This is a genomic window from Belnapia moabensis DSM 16746, assembly GCF_000745835.1.
GTDB lineage: Bacteria > Pseudomonadota > Alphaproteobacteria > Acetobacterales > Acetobacteraceae > Belnapia > Belnapia moabensis.
The window spans coordinates 1-13775 of the sequence record NZ_JQKB01000103.1 but is presented as its reverse complement, the minus strand read 5'-3'; the positions used below and the strand labels follow the sequence as shown (position 1 = coordinate 13775).

The following is a 13775-nucleotide window of genomic DNA, read 5'->3' as shown; positions in this document are numbered from 1 at the left end:
CTGGTGGTTCGGCCCGCAGCCGCGCCAAGAGCTGGTCGAGACCTGGACCATCACGCGGGATGGCGAAGGCGTGGCCCGATGGGCGGAGATGCACATCGAGGCGGTCCTTGGAAACGTCGATGCCGACAAAGCTGTGCGCCGCAGTAGGAAGCTGGTCCATGACCCGTCCTTGCAAATGCGGGCTCGCAGCCGTTCGGCAGCGGCCCAGGCGACCGTTCGGGTTCCCGGATGGGACGACGGACGGCGCCCAGCTCAGAGACGGGCTCATTCACCCCAGGCGGTCTCGGGCTGCCGTCCGCCGTCAGCCTCGCCGGCTCACCACCGGGAGGCAACTGTGAGATACAAGGCGGGCTGGGGCGTAGAGGTGACATATTTCTAGATGGAACGCCCCTTCTCCAGGCCAGCCTGCCACACACGTCACTTGCTTGCTCAAGACCGGTTTGGTCGAGTTTGCTGGAAAGCCACCCACGACACCCAGTCCCCAATGTGCGCTAAACGCCTCGAATAGCGTGCCTCACCGCCCGCGCCACTATCGGCAGGTCCGATACTGACGACCGCAACCAGCAGTCGCTCTGGGCGTATTCCAAGTAGCCTACTGTCTACCAATCTGGGCCCCATCGGAGCCACCATGCACGCTTGGCAGCCAATCACGACCGCCCCGCGCGACGGGCACACGATCTTGGTCTACCTGCCCGCCAAAGCAGGCCTACCCACCCGACAAGACGTAGTGGCGATCTTCTGGGCAGCCGGGAGTGGCTGGGCAACGGCCTACAGCGGGGCGCACCTGGACGCCGAACCAACTTATTGGATGCCTTTGCCGCAGGCCCCAACCTCAACAGGCTCGGACAGGGATAGAGATGGCGCTGTGCAAGACCAAAGGGCACAACCTGGCACGGATGTGCCCGTCCAAGCAGGGCCGATCCATTAACGACCGAACCCTGCCCTTGAGAACCGCAGCAGCCGCCGCTTCGGGCGGCTAGCAGCAGTAGCGCTCTAAAAAGCGGATGTCCGCTCCAGTTCCAGAAGCGGATACGGGAGCGAGCCATTCGGTTTAGGCTCAGTGGCACTTTCTGACCGCGAGGAGCCCGACCGCTTTCCGGCACGGCATTCGGGCAAGTGGCTATCGAGTAGCAGGCCACGCCCGCTGATTCTTGACCTTTCTTGGCAGTGCAAGCGGAACCACTGAGGCTGATATGCTGGGCACTTCGTCCGGCAGTGGGCACGATCGAACACCTAGGGTTTGGCCTAGCGCGGGCGGTCCAGCACCACATGCGGATAGCCCGGCTGCACCGCGCCACGGCAGCGCATAACACGTTCGCTTTCAGCGCTCCTGAAGCCATTCATTCAGGGTGGGCCTGCGCCCGAGCGAAGTTAAGATCATCCAGTGATGGGAGGCCGGAATGACGGTCGGATCGCCCAATCTGGCAATCGCACTGCAGGCCAAGCTCAATGCCGGACGCTCCGCGATGGCCATGGCTGCGCACAACCTGCTGGCAGTGAAGCTCGCGGCGGAGGTGGGCTTGGATGCGGTCTGGGAGAGCGGCTTTGAGCCGTCGGACTCCTATGTGGTGCTAGACGCTACCCATGCGGTGGCCGGGTAGGTCAACCTATGCGCAGTGATGGGCTCAGCGCCACCGCGCTGCGCAGGCCCGAAGCCGTGACCGCACGGATCGCGTACCGCCATTCGCCAGCAGGAGGCGCGGTATCCACCCAGCATGCCGCCCGTAGCGGCAACGGCGCGATGCACTTACTTTTTTCGTCCCGACCAAGCCGCCGCAACTCGTAGCCGTAGAAGCCCGGCGCTTCGCTCGCGGTCCAACGCAGCAAGGCATCACCACGTTCGGCGCGCAGGTCCAACCAGCGCGACGCCTCAGGTGGTCGCGGGTCAAAGGGTGTCACCCAGACTAGCGCGATGGCGTAGGGTGGAAGCTGTAGCGGCAACCGTAGCCGTCCGCCCGCGACGTGCAGCCCGCTGCGGAGCGGCGCCTGTACGCCAAGTTCCGCTGCGGAACGCAGGCGCCGCGTCGCAGCGCCGGGCGCCACCTTGGCCGACATGTGCCGCCCGGCAGCGGCGAAGGCGTTCCCGTGCGCGCCGTCAATGCGGAACTCCACCACATTCACTTGTGGCCAGGGAACGTCCCGCACCAAGTAGTCCAGCATGATGGGCGCCGCCGCGGGATCATCCGGGTAATGTGCGAGCAGCGCGGCAATGCGGTTCTCACCGACGGTGAGCAGGTGGTACAGGCCCTCGCGCGGAATCGGTGCAGCGACGCTGCTATGCCGATCACCGAGCAGCCGCAGCAGCTCGTAGAAGCCGAAAACCGGTAGCTTGATCAGGTCGTCATCTGCCGCCGAGGTTCGCGTCATCAGCGCCCGCCGGCCGTCGAAAGGCGCTCGCACTAAATGCTGATTGGCATTGTCGGCAGCAGCCATGAAGCGCAGGCCGCGCTCGGCGTAGCGCACGTTCAACGCCGCATGCATCGTGGCCGAGGCGGCGAGCCAAGCCGGGAATTGCGCGTCCATCCGCGCCGCATAAGGATTGGCGAAGCCAACCAGCATGTCGGCCTCGTCATTAATGATGGTCAGGCCCCTGCGACAACGCTCGGGGATCAGTCGCAGCGCCGCCTCCGCCGTTGCTTCGGCGGCCTCGACCAAGCGGGAAAGCCGGGGCGCTCCTTCCTCCGTAGTCCAGGCACCCTTGCGGTGCAGTGAGAGGAAATCGCAGGGTAGGTTGGGCGTATCGCGCAAGAAACCGAGGAAGCGCTCCATCAGCGCCGGCCCCTCGCCGGGTAGGTAGGCGAGCACTGGCCCACCCAGGCGGATGGCGTGGCCGGCTTCGCGCACTGCCGCCGCGGTCTCGCGGTAAAGGTCGAGATAGCGGTCAAAACTCCCGCCCCAGAAGGGCGGCATGTTCGGCTCATTCCAGACTTCGAACCACCATCCACTAATCGCCGCAGCTCCGAAGTGGGCGACGATGGCATCGAGAAAGCCCCGCACTAGCCGGCGCCACACGGCAAGGTCGGCCGGCGGCATGACGGGCGAGGCGGCGACGGCTGCAGGGAAGAAGGTTAGCGGCAGAAAAGGAGTCAGCCCACGCGACACCAGCGCCTCCAACGCCGTGAGCGTGGCCGAGAAGTCCATCGGCGCCTCCGGGGTAGGCCAGGTGGTGCCGGTGCTGGTGGGGAAAACGTCCTCACGCACGCCACTGTTCAGCGCTCCGAAGACCCGCACCGCGCCGAAGGCGCCGGGCGACGCGGCCATGGCATCGAGCATGCGGGTGAAGCGAGGGGCGAGCAGCCAGTCGATGTCGAAGACGCCGACCATGTTGAAGTCGGCCCGTCGGAACTCCCCCTGCGGTTCCCCGCCGCCCGGCCGGGCTAAGCCGGACAGGAACAGAGGCCTCGGCGCGGCGGGGGCGGCACCGAGATTTGGCAGGCTGGCGATGGCGCGCAGCACCGCGCGTCGCCGCGACGCGTCGTAGCGTCTCTCAGTCATGCCGCGCATCCCACCCGTTCAGGACGCAAGGCTAAGCCCCCCGGCAGGCGGCGGAAACAACCAATCGCGAGTCGACCCATAGCGACCACGCAGACTGCGAGACATCCGCAGCTTTTTCAGCGCCGGCCGCTGCCGCTGCTTGCGCCACCATGGGGCGCATCGCTGCCAGTCGCTTGCCCCCGCCGCACGCGCCGGAGCAGCCCGTCACAGCGCGGGTCGTCGCCGGTGCCAAATCGGATGGTGGGCAGCGCTGCGAACGCTCCGGCAATTCCGCCGCCCGCGCCCTCCGCCCTGTCGGGTGCTGCGCTTGGCGCCTTGAGCGTGCCGCTGATCAGCAGAGGCACCGGCAGCACGCCCACGGTCAGGCGCTTCGACCGCGTCCAGAGGCGCATCTCAACGCGCTCGCGTCGCAGGTCCACGACGCCCTGCCCCTCGATTACGGCGTCTTCGGTCTCGAGCAGCAGGGTGCGGGTGGATACTACGCCGCGCCGCAACGGCAGGTCGGCCACGAAGCACTCAACCGGCGTACGTGCCTCGCCCCCGAGGGAGCCGAGAAGTGCGCTGCCGAGGCGCAAGCCGGCAAGGTTAACCAGGAGCCTGCTGAGGTCGCCGCCTGCCATGGAAAGGACCAGCGCGCCGTCACCATGTCCCAGAATGTCTGCGACCGACCGGCCAGTGCCCTCGATCCGCGCCGTGCCACTTAACGCTCCCTCGCCCTGGTAAGTCCCTGTCGCTTGCATCAGGCGGGCGAGGTCCAGCCGCTCGAACTGGACCTCGGCTTTCGCCTGAACGGTGTTGTTCTCCCCAGGGGTCAGCAAGACATCGGCTGCGATCCGACCGGCGCCCACCCTGAAGCTCAGGGGCCGGAGCGCCACGACGCCGTCCACGAGGTCCATGCGGAGGGCGAGGTTGTCGAGCGGCATGGAGCGGCCCTGGATCTGCTCGGCTTGATAGGTAATGTGTGCGTCTACGCCCCTGAGCTTCGGCAGGTTGAGCGACCGGTCCGGCAGCAAGCGCGGGCTTGCAGTCGTCTCCCGGTGGGTCTGCGCCGCGCGCTCCTGTTGCTGCGGGGTCTGACCGGGCGTGCCGGGCGGGCCTGGCCCGCCGCCGAGCAGGCCGGCGATGTCGCGGAGGTCCACGCTCCGCGAGCGCAGCTCGGCCGTCAATTGAGGCCGCTCGGAGCCTCGGGTGACAGTGAGCGTGCCTTCAACGTCGCTCCGTCCAATCCGTCCAGCGATGTCAGTGAAGTGGAAGCGTCCGTCCGTGTAGTCCAGCTTGCCGCCAAGCTCGTAGGGCGGCGTGGCCGGGAGCGGGACACCGGTTAGCGGAGCAAGAAGCGCCATGTCCGGCCCAGCGAGCAGGAGGCCTAGGGTGGCGGTGCGCGGATCTGGGGGGTCCTGCAGCGTGCCCTTTAGGACGCTGCGTGTCGGCCCGTTCACTATGTTTAGCTGAATCGGCCAGGCACCAGGCGCGCCGCCGAGGCTCGGGAGGCTGCCTGCAAGCAGGGTGGCGGCTATGGGCTGGTTGGCGTAGGTGCCGCGTGCTTCCGCCATGATGGTGTGGTCGTCCGATCCTGTGGCATCCTTAGTGGAAACTGTGACCTCGAACTCGGCGCCAAGCCCTGCGAGCGAGACCCAGGCGCGCCCGCCGGAAACGCGCATGGCGCCGATCTTCGGGAAGGCTGTGTCGGCGCTGCGATCGGCACCGGGGTCAAAGGCGAAATTGCTCCGGCCATCCGCGGTCGAGACAACCCGGGACACCGGCCGGTCCAGCTCGACCGAGGGGATGACGAACTCACGCCGGCGCAGGTACGTACCGACCTCCACTTGCAGCGTGAGATGGGGGATCCGCAGGAAGGGCTCCTCGCCAAGCGGGAAGTCTGGGGGATTGCCAATCAACACGTTCTCCGCGGTGAGCAGCACGGGGCTGCCCGGGCGCAGCCACAGCCGCCCGATCTCCACCGGGCGCCCGAGGGCCACCGAAGCTTGGCGCTCGGCGAGCGGCTTGAGCCAAAGCGGGGAGGACAGCGCGGCGGCCACAAGGAGCCCGGCCAGCCCGAGGCCGATCCAAGGCAACCGCCGCAAGATGCGCAGTCGAGCCATGCCCTTCGACCTGCCAGGCCAGTCGCGGAGGACCGCCGGAACGCCTTTCAGAGATAGAGCGCGGCGGGCGTGCGGGAGTTCAGCCACTCCCAGCAGCCCGGTCCCGACAAACGGAACTCGCACCGGAAAGGTCGGCGCACCGTCGATTGCCGGCACCCTCGAGCGCTGAGGCTGTGACTGGCAGATGTTGGACAGGGCCGAGTGGCCTATCAGGGCTCTGCGAAGGGCAAAAGCTTGAGGGCGGAGAAGCTAATTCGGTTCGTAGCTTCGACCGGCAGGCAGTCGCCATCCTGAATAGGGCGTCAGTATCCCGTCCGAACGCCGGGCGATCTCAATGTGATAAAGCTTGAGGGTTAAATCGCCCTACCCTCAAGGTCCGGAGAGTCTCCGGCATTTCGGAGAGAGAGTCCGGCTCCGTTCCGCCGCTGCACCATCAAGGTTGCCGCGAATACCCAGGCCAAACCTGCGCCTCAGCGCGGTGATCTGCTTGGGAGAGACGGGTTGTGTGGATGCCGACTGGAGCAGCGGTGGAAACTGGGGAATGAAAGTCTCTGGAGGGTCGCCCGCCTCGAATGTACCCGAGGGTAAGAGCCAATCCCAGTTACTCCCGCAGAGCCAGTACTATCCTTTCGTATTCTCCGACGCGGCAGCTCAGGCTGCGGAAGCCTACCGCAGCAGGTAGTCCGCGAACTCTTCACGCAGGGTGAGCTTGTTCAGCTTGCCGGTTGCGGTGTGCGGCAGCTCATCGACTACCACTACGGCATCCGGCAGCCACCAACGGGCGACCGGCCCGTCGTAGAGCGCTAGTACGCTCTCCGCCACGACGCTGCGCCCGGGCTTCGGCACAACCAGGAGCAGCGGCCGCTCCATCCATTTCGGGTGCCGCGCGGCGATGATCGCCGCCTCCGCCACATCCGGGTGCGAAACGGCGATGTTCTCGAGCGCGATGGAGGAAATCCACTCGCCGCCCGACTTGATCACGTCCTTTGAGCGGTCCACCATCTCGGCGTAGCCCTCCGCATCGATGGTGGCGACATCGCCGGTGCGGAACCAGCCCTCCGCATCGGCCGCGCCCTCCGAGCCGCGGTTGAGGTACTCCTGGCATACCCAATGACCCCGCGCCTCCAGATCGCCAAAGGCCACGCCATCCCAGGGCAGTTCTCGGCCCTCAGCGTCCACGATCCGGATATCGGTGCCGCAGACGGCGCGGCCTTGCTTGAGCCGGAGGCGCATGGCCTCCTCCGGCGGAAGATCAGCGGTCGTGGGCTTGGGCGCGTTGAGGGTGACGAGCGGGCTCGTCTCCGTCATGCCCCAGGCGTGCAACACCTCGACGCCCTGGGCGCCCAGGCCCTCGATCATCACCCGCGGCACGGCCGATCCGCCGCTGCCCACCCGCCGCAGCGTGGCGAGGCGCCCGCCCGCGGCTTGCAGGTGCTGCAGCACGCCGAGCCAGATGGTTGGCACGCCGCCGGAGAAGGTGACCCGCTCCTCGTTCAGGAGCTGCACCAGGCTGGCTCCGTCCAGGTGCCGCCCGGGCAGCACCAGCGCGGCGCCGGCCATCGGCGCGCAGTAGGGCATCGCCCAGCCGCAGGCGTGGAACATGGAGGCCGCGGGCAGCACCCGGTCGGTGGCGCGGAAGCTGAAGAAGTCCGCCATGTTGGCGGCGTAGGCGTGCAGCATGGAGGAGCGGTGGCTGTAGAGCACGCCTTTCGGCCGCCCCGTGGTGCCGGAGGTGTAGCAAAGGGCGCTCGCGGTGTTCTCGTCGAAGCGCGGCCAGGCATCGTCCTCACCGACTGCCTCCATTAGGTCTTCGTAGCAGTGCAACGCCACGTCAGCGGGTAGCGCGATCTCCGGCATCTCCGCCGCTTCGCACATCAGCACCACCGCACGCAGACCCGGCACCCGCGGCGCCAGTGCCTCTGCCAACCCGGTGAAGCTCAGGTCGGCGAAGAGCACCTCGTCCGCGGCGTCGTTCATAATGTAGAGGATGTCCTCGGGCGCGAGGCGCGGATTGACCGTGTGGCAGACTGCGCCCATGCCCGAGATGGCGTAGTAAAGTTCCAGGTGCCGGTAGCCGTTCCACGCCATAGTGGCTACCCGGTCACCCATCCCCACTCCGAGTTGCTGCAGCACGCGGACCAGCCGACGCGAGCGCCGCTCCACCGCAGCGTAGTCCGTGCGGTGCAGGCTGCCATCGGGCAGCTTCGAGACCACCTCCGCCCTGCCATGGTGGCGGGCGGCATGGCTAATGATAGTGGAGAGCAGCAGTGGGTGCTGCTGCATCAGGCCGAACATGGAGGCCCCCCTGGTCCGTTCTCATTGGCCTCGGGTTGGTCCCGATGGCAATGGCAGTGCGGCCCGCTCTCGTCCGGACCGAAGAATAGCATGGGCCACCATGGCCGAAACGAGCTATGGGAATGTAGTGTGGCCTGCTCGTCCATCGAGACTGGTTCACGGCTCCGGGCCGAGGACCCCTCACTGGCCGGAGGTCTCATCCGGCCCCGCCGTGCTTAGAACCGGCCATGCGCTCGGCCAAGGCGCGATCGGCCGCCCCGAGCCGCTCGGCGGTCCTGGTGAGAAAGCGGTCGAAGCTGCGTCGGCCGCGCTGGCTCGGCTCGAGAAGCGCGACATCGGCTAACATCTCGATGGTTTCCTCGCAGCCGCACCCAGCGAACTGGCACGACCGGCATGCCGCTGTGGCGCCAGACGGGGGTATCCGAGCAGATCTCCACGACGCGGTCGCCCTCGCCATACCAGCCGGGCACGGTCAGGCGCTGCCAGCGGGTGGTCTTGTCGGCCAGCACCTCGGCTAGGGTTGGCAGGCGCTCGCCTTTGGTCCGCGGCTGCCCGATGGTGCCGGGTGGGCGTGGCGGAGACGGCCGGTAAAGGGCGGCATCAAGCCGCAGGCGGGAGACGCAGGTGACCTCCTGCACGTAGCAGCGCAGCCAGGAACTCGAGAGCGGAGAAGCCGCTGTCGGTCACCAGGACCAGGCGCCAGCCCGGTATTCAGCGACGGGCCTGCAGGACTCGCTGACGCCCCCATTCGGTCAGCTTCTTGTGCCGCCACCCACGCTCGAGGCAGTTGCGTGCGGAGGGGGCAAGGGTCATCAGGAACGGCAGCGCCCAAACCCGCCCGGCCCAGGAGATCGGCACCAGCAGCATGAGGCTGAGCCAGCGCAGGCCACTCGCCTTGTGTGAAGTGCCCGTGGCTGGAGCGGATCGGATTCCGATAGATCCCCTTGGCGCTGATGCGCTTGCCGCGCCTCTGCTCGATCGTCTCGTCGAAACCGAGAAGCACGGGCCCCGTCGGCAGAAAGGCGTCTATTAGAAGCCCAAGCAGCACACGGGCAGCCGCTCGCCCACTCCAGGCGGCGCGATTGAGCAGGCGGTGATAGTTAACGAACCGCCATTCCGGGTGGAGCTCGGTGATCGGGAGTATGCTGCTCACCGCGCGCCGGCCCGACGCCAGGATGGCTCCCACCAGCAGCACCTCGTCACCCCGCTTACCCCAGCGCCGCGCGATACGATCCGCAAGAGCCTTCTCAGCGGAGGCCTGAACGATCCGGCAACCGGCACCGGGCCTGCGATCCTAATTGCGGCCCGATCATTGGCGACGGCTACCAAGGCTTGAAATCGGTATCGGCCCTAATACGCCGGCAAAACGCGGCCATCAGGCGTGCGCAGTTCTCCACGTCCGTGAGGCTCACGACCTCGCAAGGTGTGTGCATGTATCGCAGGGGAATGCTCAGTAGCCCGGTTGCCATGCCTTCGCCGTTAAGCTGCATAGCGTTCGCATCGGTCGGCGTGCTCCCTGGCGTGACCTGGATCTGGTATGGAATGTCTCCCTCCTGCGCGGCGCGGCAAAGCAGGTCGAAGACCACTGGATTGGTGTTCGCACCACGGGAGATAGCTGGCCCTTTGCCCATGTCGAGCTTTCCGTATTGGGAGGCGCTGACACCAGGATAGTCGATGGAGTGGCCCATATCGACGGCGAGCCCGGTCTGGGCGCCGACGGTGAAGGCCGAGGTGCGCGCTCCGCGAGAACCGATCTCCTCTTGCACAGTTCCGACCGCATAGACTCCCACGCCGGACGGGAGACCGCCTTCCTCGCTGAGGAGCCGAATGGTTTCGGCTACAATGAAAAGACCTGCCTTGTTGTCGAGGGCTCGCGCGACCGCACGGTCGCCCAGGAGCCGCTGAAAGGTGTACTGGTAAGTGGCGACATCGCCGAGCTGGACAACAGCTTCCGCCTCGGCGCGGGATCTAGCACCAATGTCGATCCACAGCTCCTTGATCTCCGGCTTTTTCTTGAGCTCGTCGGGGCTGAGCAGGTGGATAGCCTTGCGTCCGATCGCGCCGGCCACGCGCTGTCGTCCATAGACCCAGACCATCTGCCCGACTGGAATGACGCTGTCATGTCCGCCAATCGTACTGAAGTAGAGTAGCCCTTCATCGCTGATGTGGTGGATGACGAAACCGATTTCATCCGTATGCCCAGCGAGCATGATCCGCATCGGCGCTTCGGGATTGAGGACGGCCAGCACGTTGCCATGCACATCGGTGGTGACGCGGTCGGCGTAGCGCGCCATGTGGTTCCGGTAGAGCGTCGCGACTGGTCGTTCAAAGCCGCTAGGCGAGGGAGCATTCACCAATGCTTCCAAGAAGTCGAAGGACTGCGCTGGCATAGGTAAGGACTTTCTCCTGGTCCGCGTCCACGGGCACACGTCGGTTCGGGAACAATTAAGACCGAGGCTGGCACGAGGCTTTTCACGCCAACGACGCAGGCGGGTTCAGGGCTGCAGTCTGTTTAAGCGGAACGATTTGCCGTATCGCCTGCGGAGCGCCACGAAAACGTCAAGCGCTAGCAATGGAGCCGGTGGCCGGGCGCCTGACGGCGATGATGAAGGCGAGGCGCCCATGTCGGCGAAGCCCGGCGGCACGAGCCGTCCATGCGTATGAGAAGGCAGACCAGGAACCACGGCGCCACATTCTACTTATGTAACGCGAAGGTAGGTCGGCATGTTGAACGGGTATTCGCCAGGTAAGTATTATTGCGAGATGACGAGTAGCGACGCTGCGGCGCCGGTGCGGGAGCGTTTGAATGGGCTCCCGATCGAGGAAGTGCGGCGGCGCGCAGCTGAGGCTGAGGCCGAACTGCACGATCTCGGGATCACCTTCACCGTGTACTCGGACAAGAATGCGATCGACCGGGTCCTGCCCTTCGACGCTATCCCGAGGGTTGTTTCGGCCAAGGATTGGCAGGTCATCCAAGCCGGAATATGTCAGCGTGTCGCGGCCATGAACCAGTTCCTCCACGATATCTACCATGAGCAACGCATCCTGGGGGACGGCGTGGTGCCGGCGGAGCTCGTGCTAAGCAATGCTCATTACCGGCCGGCCATGCAGGGAATAAATCTCCCGCACAAAAGCTATATCCATGTCTCCGGCACGGATCTCGTACGCGACGGAAGCGGCGTCTTTCGCGTGCTGGAGGACAATGCCCGCACACCCTCCGGCGTCAGCTACGTCGTCGAGAACCGCCATACGATGCAGCGAGCCTTCCCCGAGCTCCTCGAGGGCATCAGCCTGTACCCCGTCGATGAATATGGGCAGAAGCTGCTCGCCGCCCTGCATGAGGTGGCGCCGCTCGCCGTTTCAGATCCGCAGGTCGTGCTGCTCTCGCCCGGCACCTTCAACTCGGCCTATTTCGAGCATGTGTTCCTAGCCCGTGAGATGGGCGTGCCCCTGGTCGAGGGGGGTGATCTCATGGTCGGTGACGACGATCAGGTCTCGATGTGGACGACGGGCGGTCCCAGGCGCGTCGATGTCATCTATCGTCGGATCGACGATGACTTCCTCGATCCCGAAGCCTTCCGTCCGGACAGTCTCCTGGGTGTCCCCGGCCTGATGCGCGCCTATCGCGCGGGCAAGGTCAGCCTGGCCAATGCGGTCGGCACCGGGGTTGCGGATGACAAGGCCATCTACGCCTACATGCCGCGGATTGTTCGCTACTATCTTGACGAGGATCCAATCCTACCCAACGTCGACACTCATATTTGCCGGGAGCCGGAAGCCCTTCGCTACACCCTTGACCATCTTGAGGAGCTGGTCGTTAAGCCTGTGGGTGAGTCGGGCGGCTATGGCATCACTGTCGGTCCCCGCAGCTCGCGCCAGGAGCTGGAGGCCTGCCGCGCGGCTCTTCTGGCTAATCCAGAGAAATACATCAGCCAGCCCTGCCTCGATCTCTCGGTGTGCCCCACCCTGGCGGGAAACCATGTTGCGGCACGACATGTGGATCTTCGTCCCTTCGCGGTTACCGGCGCGAAGACTTGGCTCCTGCCCGGCGGACTCACCCGCGTCGCGCTTCGTGAGGGGTCGCTGATCGTCAATTCGTCGCAAGGCGGCGGATCGAAGGATACCTGGGTCCTTGGCTAATATCCCTCTCCTCGCGCGCTACGCCGAAGCGGTATTCTGGCTCGCTCGCTATGTCGAACGTGCCGAGAACCTTGCCCGAATTCTCGACGTGAACTCAACCTTTTCTCGCGATCTGCGCGGGGCGCGGGACTGGCTGCCAGTGCTGCAGATAAACTCCGATCAGGCGCGTTTCGAGGCGCAGTATCCTGCCCCCACCGCGGAGGCCGTGCTGACCTTCTACGTGACGGATCGGGACAACCCCACGTCGATCATTAGCGCGATCGCGGCCGCACGCGAGAATGCACGCACCCTGCGCCCCGTTATCTCGACCGAGATGTGGGCACAGATGAACATCTTCTACAAATGGCTCTCTGCCCTTGATGGCACGGCCCTCGCGCCTAGCTCGCTGGCCCGCCTCTTCGCTCGCATCAAGGAAGGCTGCCAGACCCATATCGGCATCACCGATGGCACCCTGCATCGCGATCAAGGTAGCTACTTCTATCGCCTCGGGCGCCATATCGAGCGGGCAGACCAAACGACGCGCCTGCTCGACATCAAATACCACTTGCTCCTGCCCGGCCCGGCCGTGCCTGGATCGAAGATCGATCTGGTTCAGTGGGACGCCCTGCTTCGCTCAGCCGCGGGGCATTATGCCTACATGCGCGTCATGTCCGGCGCCGTGACGCCATCGGGCGTTGCTGGTTTCCTACTACTGCAGCCCCACTTCCCGCGCTCCGTCAGCTTCTGTGTCAGCAAGGCGGCTCGCCTCCTGGAAGTTATTCGCTCCAGGCACGAGCTGCCCGGCGGTGCTGTCGCAGCTCATGAGCTGGGGTGCCTAAGAGCAGGGCTGGGCAGCATCACCATCGAACAGGTCATTTCGGAAGGGCTGCACGAGTACCTTGACCAGATTCAGCGTAATCTGATTGCAGTCACCAGCAATATCTCGTCGGACTTCTTCCGCTGGGGAATAATGATGGGCGGGCCGCAGAGCCAGCTGCTGCCCGCGCCGCTCTCGCTGACGACGGGGGCGGGATTTCCGGTGTCCAGCCAATCTCAAAGTCAGTCGCAGGGCGATCCGACAGACGTGGCCTGAGCTGCAAGGGCGGCCGTAAGATATGGGACGCCCTCGGAGTAACCGCACCCGACGCGAGGCGCCAGTCTATCTAGGATAGGCGCCCAAACAGAGTATCGGTACTGCCTACCTTGTCGCGGGATGTCGAAGCGGGTCTGTGGGTACTGCCCATGGGTCGAGGATGATGCGACGCCGGCCGACGTGCTGACGCAGCAGGCTCTAGGGAGCGCATCAACACTCCGGGCAACACAACTAAGGAATGCTTGCCATGACCGTCATTGTCTCCGTCAAGATCAATGACGGCGTCATCATGGCAGCCGACAGTGCTGGCACCATGGCTAGAGGGTGTTAGGCACCTGTGGCCAGTAGAGCGACTTGCTTGAGCATGAGGCAGACGAAGGCGACGAGGTGGAAGTCGGCGAGAGTGCTGGCGTAGCGCTCGTAGTCTTTGACGAGGCGCCGGAAGCGCGTAGTCCAGGCGAAGGATCGCTCGATGACCCAGCGGCGCGGTAGCAGGACGAAGCCCTTCTTGGCTTCGGGCAGCTTGACGGCCTCGAGTTCGATGCCGTGTTGGCGGGCGGCATTGGCGGCCCGCTCACCGGTGTAGCCCGCATCGACATAGGCGAGGTCGACGCTTCCGCCGGTTTCTGACTGCACCGCCTGTGCGAGCTGCTCGACTTGGCCACGATCCT

The 13775-nt window shown here is 65.4% G+C and carries 10 protein-coding genes; 3 read left to right on the top strand and 7 right to left on the bottom strand.

Features of this window, described 5'->3' with window-relative positions; translation table 11 throughout:
• Positions 1-1400: 1400 nt before the first annotated feature.
• Entirely contained in the window at positions 1401-1601 is a 201-nt protein-coding gene (locus tag EP26_RS26755) for a hypothetical protein (RefSeq protein ID WP_043343455.1), read from the top strand.
• A 1-nt stretch (position 1602) separates the two neighbouring features.
• Here the strand turns inward: EP26_RS26755 and EP26_RS26750 are convergent, their stop codons facing one another.
• From EP26_RS26750 to EP26_RS26730, 6 genes are all read right to left on the bottom strand, one after another.
• Positions 1603-3495, bottom strand: coding sequence for a GH39 family glycosyl hydrolase (locus EP26_RS26750; RefSeq protein ID WP_169747502.1), 1893 nt, complete (start codon positions 3493-3495; stop codon positions 1603-1605).
• A gap of 116 nt (positions 3496-3611) precedes the next feature.
• On the bottom strand, positions 3612-5597 hold the full coding sequence (locus EP26_RS26745) for an AsmA family protein (protein ID WP_052389731.1): 1986 nt from the start codon (positions 5595-5597) through the stop codon (positions 3612-3614).
• Between the two features lie 666 nt (positions 5598-6263).
• Positions 6264-7892 carry a long-chain-fatty-acid--CoA ligase gene (locus EP26_RS26740; RefSeq protein ID WP_211259569.1) on the bottom strand — a complete coding sequence of 543 codons (1629 nt, stop codon included), beginning with the start codon at positions 7890-7892 and terminating at the stop codon, positions 6264-6266.
• Between the two features lie 196 nt (positions 7893-8088).
• Positions 8089-8238 carry a hypothetical protein gene (locus EP26_RS36970; protein ID WP_211259568.1) on the bottom strand — a complete coding sequence of 50 codons (150 nt, stop codon included), beginning with the start codon at positions 8236-8238 and terminating at the stop codon, positions 8089-8091.
• A gap of 168 nt (positions 8239-8406) precedes the next feature.
• The gene (locus EP26_RS38730) at positions 8407-9087 is read right to left on the bottom strand and encodes a transposase (RefSeq protein ID WP_211259567.1); all 681 of its coding nucleotides are present in this window, start codon (positions 9085-9087) and stop codon (positions 8407-8409) included.
• Positions 9088-9214: 127 nt separating this feature from the next.
• Complete coding sequence (locus EP26_RS26730) at positions 9215-10282, bottom strand: M42 family metallopeptidase (RefSeq protein WP_043343449.1); 1068 nt, start codon at positions 10280-10282, stop codon at positions 9215-9217.
• 373 nt (positions 10283-10655) lie between these two features.
• Between EP26_RS26730 and EP26_RS26725 the strand changes: the two genes are divergently transcribed.
• Together EP26_RS26725 and EP26_RS26720 are read left to right on the top strand one after the other, a co-directional pair.
• Positions 10656-12032 (top strand): circularly permuted type 2 ATP-grasp protein, encoded by a 1377-nt coding sequence (locus EP26_RS26725; RefSeq protein ID WP_245624533.1) that lies wholly within the window; start codon positions 10656-10658, stop codon positions 12030-12032.
• Positions 12025-13104: an alpha-E domain-containing protein gene (locus EP26_RS26720; protein WP_245624532.1), complete on the top strand. Its 1080-nt coding sequence runs from the start codon at positions 12025-12027 to the stop codon at positions 13102-13104. The genes EP26_RS26725 and EP26_RS26720 overlap by 8 nt, the downstream gene beginning before the upstream one ends.
• Positions 13105-13431: 327 nt before the next feature.
• Here EP26_RS26720 and EP26_RS26715 read toward each other — a convergent pair.
• On the bottom strand, positions 13432-13775 hold a 344-nt coding region (locus tag EP26_RS26715; RefSeq protein ID WP_043343443.1), incomplete at its 5' end, for an IS5/IS1182 family transposase.